This is a genomic window from Faunimonas pinastri, from assembly GCF_900110915.1.
GTDB lineage: Bacteria > Pseudomonadota > Alphaproteobacteria > Rhizobiales > Afifellaceae > Faunimonas > Faunimonas pinastri.
This window is the reverse complement of the sequence record NZ_FOFG01000003.1, coordinates 158,465-173,877: the sequence shown is the minus strand read 5'-3', so window position 1 is coordinate 173,877 and position 15,413 is coordinate 158,465. Positions and strand designations below refer to the sequence as shown.

The window sequence follows — 15,413 nt, the reverse complement described above, 5'->3', positions numbered from 1 at the left end:
GCTGCGGCAGGAGTGGGTCGGCAGGATTTTCGGGTGGAAGAGAAGTGCAGGCCTGATGCCCCTTCGGTGCCGGAACCCGCCATCCAGCCCCAAAGCCTTTCCGCCGGCATGGTCGTGCCGCATTCGTCAAAGGCGGCACGGCCGGTCGGCAGGGTTTTCCGCGCGGGATAACCGGTCAGACCTTCGCCGCGAACACGGGTTCTCGCGGAACGGGACGGCCCGCCTGAGGGCCGTCTCTTCCCACCTCAAGCCTTCGCAAGCTGTTGCGGGCGCCTTTGCCGATGTCCCATCCACAGCGCGGCCACGCATGCCGACAGGGTCAACGCCGCGATAGGAAGCATCGCGAAGGTGAAGCTGCCGGTGGCACCACGGATGGCGCCGATCACCCATGTCGCACCGAACACTCCGAGGTTGTTCAGCGCGTTGATCTGCCCGATCGCCACGGCCGAGAGCCGGGAGGGCAGCGCCTCGGTTGCCATGGCCCAGAACGGGCCCTTGATCATTGAGGCGCAGATGATGACGACGCAGAGAACGCCGATCATCGGGGCGAGACCCTGCACGAACGTGGTGCAGATCAGCGCGACGCCAGCCAGAGCCAGCGGCAACGCCGTATGCAGGGGCCTCTCCCCCGTGCGATCCGAATGCGAGGCCCAAAGGTACATCGCCAGGCTGGCGAGGGCGAAGGGAAGCGAGTTCAGCAGACCGACATGGAAGGTGGAAAGCGCGTAGGTCTTGATGATCTGCGGTTGCCAGAGGGAGAGAGCGTTGGTGACCGATGTTCCGCCGATATAGATCAACGTCAGCACGAGCACGTACTTGTTGATCAGCACGCGCCAGAGCGGAATTTCGGAGTTCACGGCCCCCTTGGTCGGCGACTCGCGAAGCGCATCGGCCAGCCATGCTTTCTGGGGTGGGCTGAGGAAGCCGGCAGACTGGATGTTGCGCGGCAGGACCAGGGCGCAAGCAAGGCCGATCAGCGCGGCCGGCAGGCCCTCGATGATGAACAGCCAGTGCCATCCGCGCAGACCCATGAAGCCATCGCTCAGCAGCAACGCAGCCGAGACCGGCGAGCCGACGACCGACGAAACCGGCAGCGCCATCATGAGGATGGCGACCATGCGACTGCGATGGTTCGCCGGAAACCACAGGGTGAAATAGTAGATCACGCCGGGAAAGAAACCGGCCTCGGCGATCCCGAGAAGGAAGCGCAGCACCGCGAAGGACGTGGGCCCCTGCACGCAGGCCGTGGCCGCTGAGATCACGCCCCAGGCGATCATGGTCACCGAGAGCCAGAGGCGCGCGCCCACCCGCTGCATGATCAGGTTGCCGGGAACGGCGAAGAAGCAATACGCGACGAAAAACAGCCCGGCGCCGAAGCCGAATGCCTGCGAACTCAAGCCGATATCGCCGTTCATCTGCAACGCGGCGAAGCCGACATTCACCCGGTCAAGGGAAGCCAGGAAGTAGCCCAGTGTCAGGAACGGCATCAGCCGCCAGGCCACCTTGCGGACCACCTCCCCTTCAAAAGTCGCAACGTCAGGCATGCACGGTGTCCTTTGTCATGGGCTGGGATACTTCAAGCGACTGACGTCGCAGCCATTCTTCGATCAGTTCGGCGATTTCGGCGTTGTTGCGTTCCATCATCAGCATGTGGGAGTTGCCGCGTATCCCGCGTTGCGGCAGATCCAGGATTTCCACCGGCACTCCGGCGCGAGAGGCACCGTCGAACCACTTGTCCGTGCGGGCGCGGATGGTGGGCCAGCGCGCGTCGAGATCCAGATGATCGCCATAGATCGCCAGCACGGGAATTCCGGCCAGCGCTGCGCCATCGGTGACGCCGCCTTGTGCCGGCTCCACCGCAACGATGCCCAGCACCATTTCCGGCCTGCGCTCGGCCGCACGGAAGGCGAAGGCGCCGCCCTGGGAATGCGCCACGATCACGGCCGGGCCGACGCGGTCCAGCAACGCGCAATAGGCGTCCACGGCCAGTTCATCCGTGCTGGACCAGCGTGGCACGACCTGGCGCATGAACGTGCCGAAGACGTCTAGCGGAAAGCGGCACTCCGGGTAAGCCGCGGCGGCAAGGCTCGCGACGCTGCCATCCTGGACCGCGCGACCGATGCGAAACTGGGTGAAACTGTCCTGCAGGGTGCGAAGCAACGCGGGAGCGGCGAAGTACGGATCGCGCGGCGCCCATCCGGATCGGCCACGCTCGACCGCATCCACATTGAAGCAGGGCCATCCCCGGCGCTGGAACCAGGTGTACCAGCCCTCCCGGCCGTCCGGCGTCGTCTCCCAGGAGGCGCCGGTCAGCGACCCGCCATGCCAGAACAGCAAGGGCGGCCCGCTGGCGGTTTCAGGAAGGGCGTATTGCACGTACATCTGGCCCAGCACGGTGGTGCCGTTGGGATTGATGGGAACAGGAACGCCGTTCCGCGCCAGCACGTGCTCCTCCAGCGGAGCGCCAACCGTTTCCACCATTCGTCCACCGACGAAAAAGGAGCCCGTATCGCTCAGGACCAAAGGCTGTCTGTTCATCCGTATCGTCATCCGAAATTCCGAAAATGCGCCTGCAGTTCGTGCGCCAGCGCGAGCACGGATGCCCGGCATCGCTCTACCTTCGCCTTCGTCATGCGCGTGGCTGGCCCCCCGACGGTGACGGAGGCGATGACCTTCTCCTGGAGGTCGAAGATCGGCCCGCTGAGGCCGACCACTCCGTCCAGCCGCTCGCCGTTGCTCTGACACCAGCCTTTGGCCCGAACCTCGGCCAGGGAGGCCTCGATGCCTTCGGATCTGGCGGCGGCTTCTTCCGGCGGCATGCCGGCCAAGGCCGCGTTCAGGATGGCGGCCCGACGCGGCGGCGGCAGGAAGGCAAGCATAACCCGTCCGCGAGAGCCGGCATGCAAGGGCGTCCGCTCTCCCAGCCGGATGGCGACTTTCACGCTCTCCGGGCTCTCGGCAATCTGAACGCAAAGCGCTTCGTCACCCTCGAGCATATTGAGATACACAGTCTCGCCCGTCGTCTCCGCCGCGGCCTGCAACAGATCCTGCAGGACATCCCCCAGCTGAAATTGCTGACGAAACAGCAGGCCGAGCTCCCACAAGCGGGAGCCGAGACGGTACTTCCTTGTCTGGGGGCATTGCTGCACGAAGCCGTGCTGCTGGAACGTCGCGAGCATTCGCTGCACCGCCGAGGATGAAATTCCGGTGGAGGCACTCAGCTCGCGAACGCCGAGGAGCGGCGCGTCGGCAGAAAACCTGGCCAGCAGACACAAGGCTTGATCGAGGCTCTTCACATTCCGTCCCTCGGATTGTCCCTCTTACGGGGACATTGTTCCTTCTACAGGGACGTTGCCTCCAGCACCTCCAACTCGTCAACACTTTTCAGCACTGAACTTCCCTCAGTCAGAACTCGGAGATCGCTTCGCCCGTCCCGGGCCTGGTCGCGGAATATCCGCTTCCGTATTTCGCGCAACCGGAGCCGAACCGTCGGCAGACAACCCGATCGCGTCGTTCGCCGACCCTGAAAAGCTGCGCTGAAGCTACTTCCGGCCTGTTCGCTTTCGCGCGGGATGTTGTCGTCGCGCGACATGTCGGGTGACCGCGACTCGCATGATCCGCTGGAACGTAGGGCATTCCAGATGGCTGGTTGCACTGCAGGTCATCACGTGGCGCAGCCCGTCACGCAATGCGGTGAGTTCACGGATCTTCCCGTCCAGCTCGTCCGCTTTTTGACCCAGCTGCTCGCGATCGATCTTCGGGACACCTGCGGCCCCGAGCATGCCCGCAATCTCGGTCAGCGAGAACCCGGCGGATTGTCCGAGCGAGATCAGGGACAGCCGCATCAGCACGTCCGGCTCAAAGAGCCGTCGCAGGCCCCGGCGCCCGATTGAAGTGATCAGGCCCTGTTCCTCGTAATAGCGCAAGGCGGAGGCGGGAAGTCCGCCGCTGCGGGCTACCTCGGCAATGTCCAACATGGTTCTTGACCTCAAGTTGGCTTGAAGTGCCAGCTCCTCGGGCCTCGCCCATCAAGACAAGGGACATGAGGCATTGATCACTTCCCCCATCACTCCTCCGACCAGAGGAAACTTCGCATTCGCCGCCGGGCTGTGCCTGACGATCCGGCACGGAGGCCACGCATGAGCCTCGCTCTCCACGCGGCCTTCGTCGGCATTGTCGCGACCGGCTTCATGGACCTGGTTGCCTTCGCGCAGCGGAGGTTCCTGGGCGTCACCTCCCTGAGTTACGCGATGGTCGGCCGATGGATCGGCCATATTCCAAAGGGAAGGTTGATCCATCGACCCATTGGGGAAAGCGCCGCTTTGCCATGTGAAGCGGCTTTGGGATGGGCTTCCCACTACCTGATCGGGATGGTGTTCGCCGCCACCCTTTTGCTCCTCGCAGGGGCGGATTGGGCGCAGAGACCGGGTCCGATCTGGCCGGTCTCGTTCGGCGCGGGAACGGTGGCCGCCCCCTTCCTTCTGCTGCAACCGGGAATGGGGGCCGGCATGGCGGCACGCGGGGCTCCGAAGCCGGCGGCGGCGAGATGGCGGAGCGTATCGGCGCACGTCACGTTCGGGGTCGGCCTGTGGCTCGGCGCCTGGTCCTGGACACAGATTGCAGGAGGATGAAGACGCGGGAGCAACAGCGGCTTGCCCGCAAATGCCGCTCGCTAGTCGCGTCTATAGACGCTGAGCCACGAAGGCGATTGCGGGAAGACGGTGCGCCCGATTCGGATGATCCGTCTTCCCTATTCCAACTAGAGTGCCAGGACCCGATCGAGCGCCGGGTTGATCGCGGCCTTCTGCTCGTCGCTGACCTGGTCCATCGGCGCCCTGGCATAGAAGAAGCCGAGGCCCTGCCGGTGCTGGATGTACTTCACGCACGCCGGCAGGTTGTCATGCTTCAGCACGTTCCAGAGCTGATTCAGAGCGTTGTGGATGCGGAGGGCCGTGTCGAAGTCCTTGGACTGGACCGCGTTCCAGAGCTTCACCGTGACGCCCGGCACGGCGGCCGTCAGCGCGCTGATCGCGCCGTGGGCGCCGAGTGCGAAGGAAGGATAAAGCAGGGCGTCGATGCCGGAGAGGACCACGTTCTGGTCCGACACCGAGCCCATGAGATCCGAAACGGACTTCAGGTCACCGGAGCTCTGCTTCATGCCGACGACACCGGGGACTTCCTTCATGACCTGCAGCATGAGGTCGACGGAAAGGTAGTTCCACGGAATGACATTGTAGATCAGGATCGGAATGCCGGTCGCTTCGTGGATAGCCCGGAAATGCTCCACCGTGTTCTGCGCACTCGGCTTGAACAGGTAATGCACGGGAGTGATCTGCAGGGCGGCAATGTCCATGCCGTCCAGCGCCTTGACGCGCTCGATCGCCTCGCGCGTGCTGTTCACGATCAGGCCGGCGATGAGCGGACGACGGCCGGCAAGGGCCTCGTGGCTGGCCTCCATGACCTTGATGAACTCGCCCGCGCCGAGCGTATGCCCCTCGCCCGTGCTGCCGCCGACGACGATGCCGTTGACACCCTTCCCGACGGCGAAATCCACCTGTTCCTTGATCGCGGAGAAGACGATTTCGCCCCGCTGGTCAAAGGGCATGGTGAAGGGGGGAAGGATGCCTTTCAGCGTATCACGAATGCTTGCAGGCTTGGCGGCAACGGGCCGCTCCAGGGTGGTGGTCGTCATCGATCTCTCCGTTGCAGAAGGAGCCTGCTGCGCCTTGCAGCAGCCCTTGGTTGCGCAACCCGGACCTGGGCCGGTGGAAGCTCATCGCCCCCACTTCGGCCCGAGCTGGGCGCCGGTGGTTTGCATGTCAGGTGATCGGATCGCGCACGACCCCGGCCTGCTGGCCGGAATGGAGGGGCGAAGGAGGTAAACGGGCGGCCAAGGAGCCGGTAAGCATCCGAGCGAACCGGTTGCTCGCCGCCGGAAACACCGTCGACCAGATATGGAACGAGCCCATACGGCAAATCCTCCCAGGCTGCCCGTCGCACGGGACGGATCACAGCTGACGCTCGTCATTTCGCGAGCTTGCCGGAGCATCATGCGCCGAGATCGATCCCTGTCAACAAAATATTGGAATTATATCCCACAATGTGGAACTTCAATAATTCACGTTGCGGGCATGGCCTGACGGTTTGCTGATCCAGAAGGATGCCCTTGGGCACCAAGGCCCGATGAACTACATTTCCCGCAATGCGGAACAGGAAGTCACTGTGAATACCTCCCCCCTCCCTGCAAGTTCGGCTCGCTCTGACGAGGGCATCAAGTCGCTGTCCAAGCTGATGAAGGTACTGGACTGCTTCTCCACCAGCGTGAGAACCTTGTCTCTTTCCGAGGTTTGCCAGCGTACAGGCTTTCCCAAGAGCACGACGCACCGGCTTCTCGCATCGCTTCGCGAGGCGGGTCTCCTGGACCAGGAAGGCGACCGGGACCGCTATCGGCTCGGCCTCAAGCTGTTCGAACTCGGCAACACGGTGCTCGCCAATATGGACCTGCACCGGGAAGCCCGCCCCTACGTCGACGCCCTGGGTCGACTTAGTGGCCAAAGCGTCCATCTCGCCGTGTTCGACGGTCACCACGCCGTTGTCGTCGGACGGTCCGACGCGCACGCCGACGCCGGCGCGCGGGCTTTCTTCGAATCCGCCCCGGCGCACTGCACGAGCGTGGGAAAAGCGATCCTGGCCTTCCAGAATGCCGCCACTCTCGACCGTTTCGTCAGCGGCGAGCTTGCACGCTTTACCGAACACACCCTGACGGATCCCAAAGAACTGCTGGCGGACCTGAAGGCTACGCGGGAGCGCGGCTATTCGATCGACGAGGGAGAACACCAGCCGGGGCTCCGTTGCGTGGGAGCGCCGATCCGGGACGCGTCCGGTCGGGTCTTCGCGGCCCTGAGCGTTAGCGGTCCCGCGTGGAAACTCCCGCTGAGCGAAGTGGAAAGCACGGCGAAGATCGTCATTCACAGCGCCAACGCCATCAGTCAGGCCCTTGGCGGATCAAGCTGAGCAAATACTTGTTGTTCCGAATTGCGGGACGGAAGTCCATTTTTCAGTTGACACCCTGAAGGGGCTCATTTCATCTTCCCGCCCAGTACGCATGGAGAACCATGCCGTGAAGAGAGCGCACAAGCGCTCCTTAGGGAGGAAGACATGTCCATCGACATCCACGCCCCGGTCGGGGCGCTGAACTCTGTTTCGCCGAGCGCCGCGGTCCCTGCACGTCCGCGAGGCCGGAACCTGCGCTGGCTCGTGATCGGCGTGATCACCCTGGTGGTGATCTCCAACTATCTCGATCGCGGCAATCTTTCGGTCGCCGCACCGTTGATCGTGCGTGATCTCGGGATCAGCAATACCGCGATGGGCGTCGTGCTCTCGGCCTTCGTCTGGCCCTATGCGCTGATGAACCTGCCGACGGGCTGGATGGTCGACCGGTTCGGCCCCAAGCTTCTCCTGTCGATCGCGGTCGGACTCTGGTCGCTCGTTTCCGTGCTGACGGGCTTTGCAAACACCACGGCTCATTTCCTGGGTTTGCGCGTTGCGTTGGGGATCAGCGAGGCGCCCCTCTTTCCGGGCGCCCTCAAGGCGACGAACGCGTGGTTCCCCCGTCACGAGAAGGCTGCCGCCACCAGCGTCTATATCGCGGCGACCCAGATCGGGCTGGCTTTATCTCCGCCGATCGCAACCGCGCTGATGGTGCCGTTCGGCTGGCCGGCAATGTTCGTGATCATCGGCCTTATCGGCGCCCTTGCGCTGATCGGCTGGCTAATCGTGTATCGCGAACCGGGCAACCACCCGTGGATCAGCAGCGAAGAACTCACCTACATCCGGGCCGGACAGGATTTCGAGGCCGACGCGGTACAATCCAAGGCCCCTGTCGGCTTCCGTGAATGGGCGGTGCTGTTTCGCCAGCCTTCGATCTGGACCATGATCATCGGCGCGTTCTGCCTGCAATATGTATTCTGGTTCTACATCAGCTGGCTGCCCACCTATTTGGAGCGCGCCCAGCACGTCACCATCTCGCATGCGGGTTATCTGGCTTCCCTGCCGTTCATCGCTGGCGCCGTCGGCGTGATGTCCGGTGGCCGCTTCTCCGATTGGCTGGTCGAGAGGGGCGTTGCAGCCTTCACCGCGCGGCGCGCCGTTGTCTCCGCAGGTGGTCTCCTGACCGCCGCGACCATGCTCGCCACGGCCTTCAGCGCCAACGCCACGATGGCCATCACGTTGCTGACGCTAGGCATGTTCACCTACAGCCTGTCCTCCGGGTGCTATTGGGCGCTGGCCACCGACGTTCTGGAAACGCCCCGGTTCGTGGCTTCCGTCGGCAGCATCCAGAATTTCGGCGGGTTCCTCGGCGGAGCATGCGCCCCCATCGTCACCGGGATGATCGTCGATTATGTCGGCGGCTTCGAAGTCGCGATTCTCGTCACGGGAGGTCTCGCGCTGGTATCTTCCGTCATGTACGGCGTCGTTCTGCGCCGGAGGGTCGCCCTGTGACAGCGACCGTAAACCCGATCACCGTCGACGTCGTCGTTGTCGGCGCTGGCTCGGCGGGGGTAGCTGCTGCGGCGGCCGCCGCCGAGGAAGGCGCGACGACCGTTCTTCTGGAAGCCAGCGGCCACGTCGGCGGCACCCTCGCATGGCAGCTGCTGGAGCACAGCGCCGGCTTCCATGACGTCCATGGAAATCAGGTGATCGCCGGCTTTGGCGACCGGCTGATCGGGCGCCTGAAAGAGCTCGGAAGTTCGCCCGGTCATATCCTCGACGATGTCGGCTATACCGCGACCCGAACACCGGTGAACCATGTCGAGCTCTCGCTCATGGAAGCGGTGATGCTTGGCGAAGCCGGCGTCCAACTGTGGCTGAACTCTCCCGTAGTCGCGGTCCAACGGGAAGGCGATCGGATCACCGGCCTGACCGTCGAAACCCCTGCCGGAAGACGCGAGTTGAGACCGGGACAGGTGGTGGACGCGAGCGGCGATGCAGTCGTGGCGCGTCGCGCCGGGGCGAGGTTTCACGAGGATGCCGCGCGGACGCATCAGCCCGCCTCGTTGACCTTCAAGCTCGGTGGCGTGGATTTCGCTGCCCTGCTGGACTACGCGCGCGCCAACCCGGCCGATTTCAGGCCGGGCAATATCATCGGTGACGCGGCCGACAGCGATGTGAACCTTTGGGGGCTCGGCAGCCTGCTGGCGCGCGGTTATCAGGACGGACAGCTCAGCCTGCAGCGAAGCGAAATGCACCTCGCGGGCTGGCCCCGGCGGGGAGAAGCCGTCGTGAATGTCAGCCGTGTCTCCGCGGGCGACGTGGAGGAGAACTGGACCGGCGACGCTGCCATACAGCTGAGCCGCCAGGTGCTCGAATTCGTTCGCTGGTTCCGCCACGCGGTTCCCGGCTGCGCCGAATGCTACGTCGCCGCCGTGGCTGACCGGGTCGGAGTACGCGAATCCGGGCGGGTCGTCGGAGTGGCGACCCTGACGCGCGACGACCTGCTCCATCCGGTTTCTCGTCCGGACTCGATTGCACGGGGTGCGTTCCCCATCGACATCCACGAACCCGACAAACCGAGCCTTTCCCACACGGAGCAGCTCACCGAACCTTACGACATCCCTTATGGCTGCCTGGTGGTTGACGGCATCGACAACCTCCTCGTTGCGGGGCGGTGCATTTCGTCCACGCATGAGGCGAATGGCTCGGCGCGGATCACGGCCACCTGCTTCGCGACGGGAGAGGCCGCGGGCGTCGCAGCGGCTTTGGCCGCCTCCGGAAACTCGGCAGCACCCGCCGTTGATGTCGCCCTTCTCCGGCAGACGCTGGTCCGACGAGGCGTTCTGCTATCAACTCAGGTCAAGCGTCCGATCCATTTCGCCCCTGTCGACTGCTGAGAGAATCACCGAATCCATGAAGAAGCTGATCAACGATCCCCGTCACGTCGTGCGCGAGATGCTGGAGGGGATCGTTGATATCTCCCCCGCTTTGGCGCTGCTGGAAGACGAGAACGTCGTCGTCCGCGCCGATCTGCCGGAGCAGGCCGCGCGGCCTGTGGCGGTTCTTTCCGGCGGCGGCAGCGGCCACGAGCCGGCGCATGCGGGTTACGTCGGCGACGGCCTGCTCACGGGCGCGATCGCCGGCGATGTCTTCACCTCGCCCAGCAGCGATGCGGTGCTTTCGGCTATCCGCGCCACCAGCGGCCCGGCGGGCGCGGTGCTCATCGTCAAGAACTATACCGGCGACCGCCTGAACTTCGGCCTGGCCGCCGAGCTCGCGCGGACGGAGGGCATTCCCGTCGAGATCGTCGTGGTGGCCGATGATGTGGCCTTGCGCGACGTAGTCGAACCCGCTCGCCGTCGCGGCCTCGCCGGCACCGTGCTGATCCACAAGATCGCCGGCGCTGCCGCTCGCAAGGGCCATTCCGTCCAGGAGGTCGCAAGTATCGCGCGGGAAGCCTCGGCGGCTTTGGGCACCATGGGCGTGGCGCTCGGCGCCTGCACCCTGCCCGGCGCGAGCAAGCCCGGCTTCACGCTCCCCGAGAACGAGGTGGAACTGGGCCTCGGCATCCATGGCGAACAGGGTGTCTCCCGCAGTCCGCTGTCCTCGGCCGACGAACTCACGGAAACGCTGATCGCGACGCTCGCCGACGATCTCGGCCTCAAGGACGGCGCTCGCATCGCGCTGCTCGTCAACGGGCTCGGCGCGACGACGCCGCTGGAACTGGCGATCGTCGGACGCGCCGCGCTGGCCGCGCTCCGGCAGCGTCGCCTCCAGGTGGAACGCGTCTGGTCCGGCAATTACCTGACCGCGCTCGATATGCCCGGCTGCTCGCTGAGCCTGCTCCGCCTCGATGACGAAAGGCTGGCGCTGCTGGATGCTCCCGCAACCTCGCCCGCTTGGCAGCCGGGCATTGCCGTCCAGCCCGCGCGCAAGCTCGTCAGCGCCGCCCCGCTCGCGGCTACCGAGGAGCCGGCCGATATCGGAGCGGCCCCAGCTTCCGATCTCGTTCGCGCCGCGCTTCAGGCTGTTGCCACCGCGATGCGGAATGCGGAACCGGAGTTGACGGACCTGGACAGCCGCACCGGTGACGGCGATCTCGGCGCCAGCATGGTGCGCGGGGCGGAAGCGATCGAGACCCTGCCGCGGAATGCGTCGCAGAGCGCCGGAAGCCTTCTCGCCGCACTCGGCAACGCGCTGCGCCGCGCGATCGCCGGCAGCTCCGGCCCCTTCTACGCGGTTGCCCTTATGCGCACGGGACGACGGCTCGACGAAGCGCGGAACCCAGGCGCGCGCGACTGGGCCGAGGCCTTCGAGATGGCGGTGGCCAGCGTCGGCGAGCTTGGGGGCGCCAAACCGGGCGACCGGACCATGCTGGACGCGCTTCACCCCGCCGCCGACGCTCTCCTGCACGGCCTCGATGCCGGCCTGTCGCCGAGGAAAGCGCTGTCCAAAGCGGTTCAGGCTTGCGCTGAAGGCGTGGACGCCACGACCCGCATGCATCCCCGTCTCGGCCGCGCCGCCTATCTCGGAGAACGGGCGATCGGCTCGCCCGACGCGGGTGCCGCAGCCGTGCTCGTCTGGATGCGCGCGCTGGAAAAGGCGGTGACGCGGAGCTAGGCGGGGAGCTCGGTCAGCTTCCGCTCTTTAAAGGCGACCGTACCTGCCCGGGCGCGTCGTGCTGACCGACAGGTGCGATCCGTTTTCGGCGGGAAACGGGCGACCTGACGCGGGCGGAGCTGGCCGCCCAGCATGGCATCCATCACACGAGAGGCGCGGTCTGGGCGGCCCGCGAGGTGCACGACCTCAACCGGTGGCGCGAAGCACGACACTCGGTGAAGGCGCGGGCGCCAGCCTTCTCCGGCAGAGCTCGGCGAGGAAATCCACGAAGAGACGCACTTTGGCCGACATGTAGCGGCTCGGCTGGTAGACCGCATAGATCCCGTTCTCGAATGCGGCGTAGCTGACCCGGTAGTCGCTCAGCACCTGCACCAGCGACCCCCTGGCGAGGTCCTCGCGGATCGACCAGTCGGGCATCAGCACGATACCGACGCCGGCCAGCGCGAACTCCCGCAATGACGGCCCGTTGTCCGTCTGCAGCCCGCCATCCACCGGCACCTCGGAGATCATGTCGTTGGCGTCGGCGAAGCGCCAGACGGTCCGGCCCATGTTGAGCCGATAGGTAAGGCAATTGTGCTGAGCGAGATCGGCGGGAACATGGATCGGCGCGCTTCGCGCCAGATAGGCGGGGGATGCGCACAGCACCCGCTCGCTCCCGGTCAGTTTGCGTGCGATCAGCGAGGAGTCTTCCAGGGCACCGATGCGGATATCGACGTCGATATTCTGCTCCACCAGATCGATGACCTGGTTCGACAACATCAGGTCCACCTTGATATCCGGATATTGCTCCAGGAAGGCCGGTAGCGCCGGGACAAGCTCACGAGTGCCGAAGAGCAAGCGCGAATGGACGCGAAGCGTGCCACGTGGCGAGCGCTGAAGTTGGGAAATGCTGCTTTCCGCCTCGTCCAGCTGGTTGAGGATCTGTTCGGCGTGCTGGAAGTACACGTGCCCCGCTTCGGTCAGTGTCAGCTTGCGGCTGCTGCGATTGAGCAGGCGGCTCCCGATCCCGTCTTCAAGTGCGTTGATGTAGCGCGACACCGAGGCAGGCGACATACCTATCTGGCGGCCGGCGGCGGACAGGCTGCCGCTCTGCACAACCATGACGAAGACGCGTATTGCGCGAAGATTGTCCATCGTTCCTCCCCGAAACCGGTCTGAGCTCTTCGACCCTCGGGTCGCGGCAGGTTTTCGGAACGTGATCTTTGCGCCCTTTGAAAGAAGCTGCGCAAGTCCTGACGATATCGCGCGTCGGAATAGATGTAATGTAAGCGCGGAAGCCGGGTTCAGGCAGGAGCTTCTTCCGCCATCTGCAAAGATGGCCCCCGCTTAGTGAACGTTCCGGCTCCAAATCAGCGGTGTTACCGACTGCGTGTTGTGGACAGCCCCCATCCAAGCGGGGCGCGAGCGTGATAGCGGACAGGGATATAGATGGTGGAGAGCGTCCTAAAGGGTATCCGCGTTCTTGATTTCTCGCGCATCTTCGCCGGCCCCGCGGCAACCCAGGTCCTCGGCGATCTGGGGGCGGAGATCATCAAGATCGAGGAACCCGGTCGCGGCGACGACGCGCGCACATTCGGCGTCACCGAAACGGCGATGGAGGAGTTCGGTGCCAGTCCGTCCTTCCTGGCGCTGAACCGCAACAAGCGAAGCATGGTGCTCGACCTGAAGATCCCCTCGGCCCGGGCCGTCGCAGCGGACATGGCGGCACGATGCGACGTCCTCGTTCACAACTTCCGCCCCGGCGGGATGGCGAAATTCGGGCTCGATTACGAAACGCTCGCCGTCGCCAATCCCCGTCTGGTCTATTGCGAATTCTCCGCCTACGGCACCGAAGGCCCGCTGTCTCATCTCGGCGCCAACGACGTCGCGCTCCAGGCGCATAGCGGACTGATGAGCATCACCGGCGAGTCCGACCGACCGGCGGTGCGTTCCGGCACCGCGGTGATCGACCTCCATGCGAGCCTGGGGCTCGTCTCGGCGGTGCTGGCGGCGCTCTTCCACCGTGAACGCACCGGCAAGGGGCAGCGGGTGGAAACCTCGCTGCTGCTCAGCGGCGCGCATCTCATGAATTATTTCTACACCGAGTACTGGCTCGACGGAACGGTGCGCCAGCGGATGGGAACAGCGAACCATCTCAGCGTTCCGAACCAGGCGTTTCCCGCACGCGACGGCAGCGTCATCATCATCGCACCCGCCGATGACATGTGGCGGCGGTGCGCCCACGCGCTCGCTCCCGAGAAGCTCGACAGGCCCGCTTTCAAGACCGCCTTCGACCGCCGCCAGCATCGCGACGAACTGATCGCGGCGCTCACCGACGTGACGCGCACCATGTCGTGCAAGGAACTTGTCGATCGCCTCGGCGCCGTCAAGGTCAACGTCTCCAAGGTCAACGATGTTGGCGAGGCGGCCGACGACGCGCAGCTTGCCGCGATCGGCGGAGTCGTCGAGCAACGGATGGGCGAGCGCACGCTGAAATCGGTGCAGATGCCCTTTGCCATGAGCGCGACGCCGGCGGTCGCCGATCTGCCGCCGCCGCGTCATGGCGAGCATACCGATGAGATCCTCTCCGAATTCGGCTATGACGCCGCAGCTATCGAAGCGCTCCGGGCCGAAGAAGCACTCGGGCGCGCGTGAGACGGGACAGCGGCGGCGCGGGCAAGACCCAGCCGCTTCCCGCGCCGCCTCCCGAGTTGCAGCCCCGGGCCGTCAGACCGTTGCGACCGGCGTAACCGGCGAACCCACGGCCCCCGGCAGCCGAAGCGGCGGCGCCGTCAGGAAGAAGCGCGACCGGTTGTTGGCCCGCAGCCAGTCTGCCAGCGGTGACATGAGCCAGAATTCGCCCAGATAGATGCCAAGCTTGAACAGGCAGTGCTCGTGAAGAGGCAGGGCCGTAAACCGCGTCTCGTCCGCATCGCGAGCCGGCGTCTGTTCAACGGCGATATTATCAGCGGCCAGCGCGACCAGGCCGGTTTCCTCGATCCACCGCTGGATGCCCTTGTCCCGTCCATCGATGGCGGCGAAATGCGAACGAAGGCGTCTGGCGTCTGGCTGCCTTTCCATGGAGAGCAGCATCTCGTCGAACCCGGTGCGGAAGCAGACGATGTCGCCGGCTTCCACATCAATGTCGTCGGCTTCCAGCACCCGCATGAGGTCGTCGTATGTAACGAAGCGCCGGTCCGTTCCGAAATGCTGCTTGAGGTCGATCATGACGCCGCGGCCCTGAACCGCGCTCTCGGCCATGTGTTCGACGCCAAGGACATGCGCCCCGCTCTCCTGCCCCGTCGGCAGACCGCTCTTGTGATCCAACGGCCCGGCAATGTCTTCATTTGCCCGGAACCCGTTGTAGAAGACGATCTCTGCCTCGCCGTCGCCATCGGCGTCGAACTCCTGCCCGATATGCGCAAGACTGTCCCACTGCGTCGAATATTGCAGCGTCAGCAGCACCTGGTCGTCGCAAAGCACGTCGAGATGTCTGGGATTGTTGCAGGAGTAGGGGAAGTTCATGTTCGGCCGGCCGTTATCCATCACCGGCCCCAGCCTCGGCGGATGGCGCGACGCGTTGATGGCCGTCCCGCCAGGATAATCCAGGGGGAGACTCAGGCAGAAGCTTTGACCCGTCCGGATTTCCGCGGCCGCCGCGCGTCTGCGCTCCGGCGTCAGCAGATTGAGCCGGCCTATCTGGTCCTCCGGCCCGAAGTCCCCCCAGTTCGACCCTTCAGGCCGGTTCTTCCAACGCGGCTTCACGCTCAACGCAAAGATCCTTTCTTCGAAAGGCGACTAGTAGCACCGGCGGAAAAGGT

General features: G+C 64.9%; 13 protein-coding genes. 6 read left to right on the top strand and 7 right to left on the bottom strand.

What is annotated here, in order from left to right:
* Positions 1-245: 245 nt before the first annotated feature.
* The 4 genes from BMY25_RS06265 to BMY25_RS06250 form a co-directional block, all read right to left on the bottom strand.
* The gene (locus tag BMY25_RS06265) at positions 246-1,544 is read right to left on the bottom strand and encodes an MFS transporter (RefSeq protein ID WP_092495767.1); all 1,299 of its coding nucleotides are present in this window, start codon (positions 1,542-1,544) and stop codon (positions 246-248) included.
* The gene (locus BMY25_RS06260) at positions 1,537-2,481 is read right to left on the bottom strand and encodes an alpha/beta fold hydrolase (protein WP_143061890.1); all 945 of its coding nucleotides are present in this window, start codon (positions 2,479-2,481) and stop codon (positions 1,537-1,539) included. The genes BMY25_RS06265 and BMY25_RS06260 overlap by 8 nt, the downstream gene beginning before the upstream one ends.
* Before the next feature lie 65 nt (positions 2,482-2,546).
* Entirely contained in the window at positions 2,547-3,296 is a 750-nt protein-coding gene (locus BMY25_RS06255) for an IclR family transcriptional regulator (RefSeq protein WP_092495765.1), read from the bottom strand.
* Between the two features lie 246 nt (positions 3,297-3,542).
* Positions 3,543-3,977, bottom strand: coding sequence for a helix-turn-helix domain-containing protein (locus tag BMY25_RS06250; protein ID WP_092495764.1), 435 nt, complete (start codon positions 3,975-3,977; stop codon positions 3,543-3,545).
* Between the two features lie 162 nt (positions 3,978-4,139).
* Here BMY25_RS06250 and BMY25_RS06245 point away from each other — a divergent pair, with 162 nt between their 5' ends.
* The gene (locus BMY25_RS06245) at positions 4,140-4,631 is read left to right on the top strand and encodes a DUF2938 family protein (RefSeq protein ID WP_092495763.1); all 492 of its coding nucleotides are present in this window, start codon (positions 4,140-4,142) and stop codon (positions 4,629-4,631) included.
* 128 nt (positions 4,632-4,759) lie between these two features.
* Here BMY25_RS06245 and BMY25_RS06240 read toward each other — a convergent pair whose 3' ends face one another.
* Complete coding sequence (locus BMY25_RS06240) at positions 4,760-5,692, bottom strand: dihydrodipicolinate synthase family protein (RefSeq protein WP_092495762.1); 933 nt, start codon at positions 5,690-5,692, stop codon at positions 4,760-4,762.
* Between the two features lie 452 nt (positions 5,693-6,144).
* On the opposite strand from BMY25_RS06240, the gene BMY25_RS06235 reads away from it, so the two are divergent.
* From BMY25_RS06235 to BMY25_RS06220, 4 genes are all read left to right on the top strand, one after another.
* The gene (locus BMY25_RS06235; RefSeq protein ID WP_238858187.1) at positions 6,145-7,014 is read left to right on the top strand and encodes an IclR family transcriptional regulator; all 870 of its coding nucleotides are present in this window, start codon (positions 6,145-6,147) and stop codon (positions 7,012-7,014) included.
* 144 nt (positions 7,015-7,158) lie between these two features.
* On the top strand, positions 7,159-8,502 hold the full coding sequence (locus tag BMY25_RS21070) for an MFS transporter (RefSeq protein ID WP_092495761.1): 1,344 nt from the start codon (positions 7,159-7,161) through the stop codon (positions 8,500-8,502).
* On the top strand, positions 8,499-9,890 hold the full coding sequence (locus BMY25_RS06225) for an FAD-dependent oxidoreductase (RefSeq protein WP_304529032.1): 1,392 nt from the start codon (positions 8,499-8,501) through the stop codon (positions 9,888-9,890). The genes BMY25_RS21070 and BMY25_RS06225 overlap by 4 nt, the downstream gene beginning before the upstream one ends.
* A gap of 16 nt (positions 9,891-9,906) precedes the next feature.
* A complete protein-coding gene (locus BMY25_RS06220) occupies positions 9,907-11,613 on the top strand; it encodes a dihydroxyacetone kinase family protein (protein ID WP_092495759.1) in 1,707 nt (568 codons plus the stop codon).
* Between the two features lie 186 nt (positions 11,614-11,799).
* On the opposite strand, the gene BMY25_RS06215 is transcribed toward BMY25_RS06220, so the two are convergent.
* On the bottom strand, positions 11,800-12,747 hold the full coding sequence (locus tag BMY25_RS06215) for a LysR family transcriptional regulator (protein ID WP_092495758.1): 948 nt from the start codon (positions 12,745-12,747) through the stop codon (positions 11,800-11,802).
* Positions 12,748-13,041: 294 nt separating this feature from the next.
* On the opposite strand from BMY25_RS06215, the gene BMY25_RS06210 reads away from it, so the two are divergent.
* On the top strand, positions 13,042-14,247 hold the full coding sequence (locus tag BMY25_RS06210; RefSeq protein ID WP_092495757.1) for a CaiB/BaiF CoA transferase family protein: 1,206 nt from the start codon (positions 13,042-13,044) through the stop codon (positions 14,245-14,247).
* Between the two features lie 72 nt (positions 14,248-14,319).
* Here BMY25_RS06210 and BMY25_RS06205 read toward each other — a convergent pair whose 3' ends face one another.
* A complete protein-coding gene (locus BMY25_RS06205; protein ID WP_346432141.1) occupies positions 14,320-15,138 on the bottom strand; it encodes a cyclase family protein in 819 nt (272 codons plus the stop codon).
* Positions 15,139-15,413: the final 275 nt, after the last annotated feature.

Excerpts from the sequence above, each read along its gene's own strand:
- BMY25_RS06215 (WP_092495758.1), bottom strand. The coding sequence starts at position 12,747 with ATGGACAATCTTCGCGCAATACGCGTCTTCGTCATGGTTGTGCAGAGC.
- BMY25_RS06265 (WP_092495767.1), bottom strand. The coding sequence starts at position 1,544 with ATGCCTGACGTTGCGACTTTTGAAGGGGAGGTGGTCCGCAAGGTGGCC.
- BMY25_RS06240 (WP_092495762.1), bottom strand. The coding sequence starts at position 5,692 with ATGACGACCACCACCCTGGAGCGGCCCGTTGCCGCCAAGCCTGCAAGC.
- BMY25_RS06205 (WP_346432141.1), bottom strand. The coding sequence starts at position 15,138 with ATGGATAACGGCCGGCCGAACATGAACTTCCCCTACTCCTGCAACAAT.
- BMY25_RS06210 (WP_092495757.1), top strand. The coding sequence starts at position 13,042 with ATGGTGGAGAGCGTCCTAAAGGGTATCCGCGTTCTTGATTTCTCGCGC.
- BMY25_RS06245 (WP_092495763.1), top strand. The coding sequence starts at position 4,140 with ATGAGCCTCGCTCTCCACGCGGCCTTCGTCGGCATTGTCGCGACCGGC.
- BMY25_RS21070 (WP_092495761.1), top strand. The coding sequence starts at position 7,159 with ATGTCCATCGACATCCACGCCCCGGTCGGGGCGCTGAACTCTGTTTCG.
- BMY25_RS06250 (WP_092495764.1), bottom strand. The coding sequence starts at position 3,977 with ATGTTGGACATTGCCGAGGTAGCCCGCAGCGGCGGACTTCCCGCCTCC.
- BMY25_RS06260 (WP_143061890.1), bottom strand. The coding sequence starts at position 2,481 with ATGGTGGAAACGGTTGGCGCTCCGCTGGAGGAGCACGTGCTGGCGCGG.
- BMY25_RS06220 (WP_092495759.1), top strand. The coding sequence starts at position 9,907 with ATGAAGAAGCTGATCAACGATCCCCGTCACGTCGTGCGCGAGATGCTG.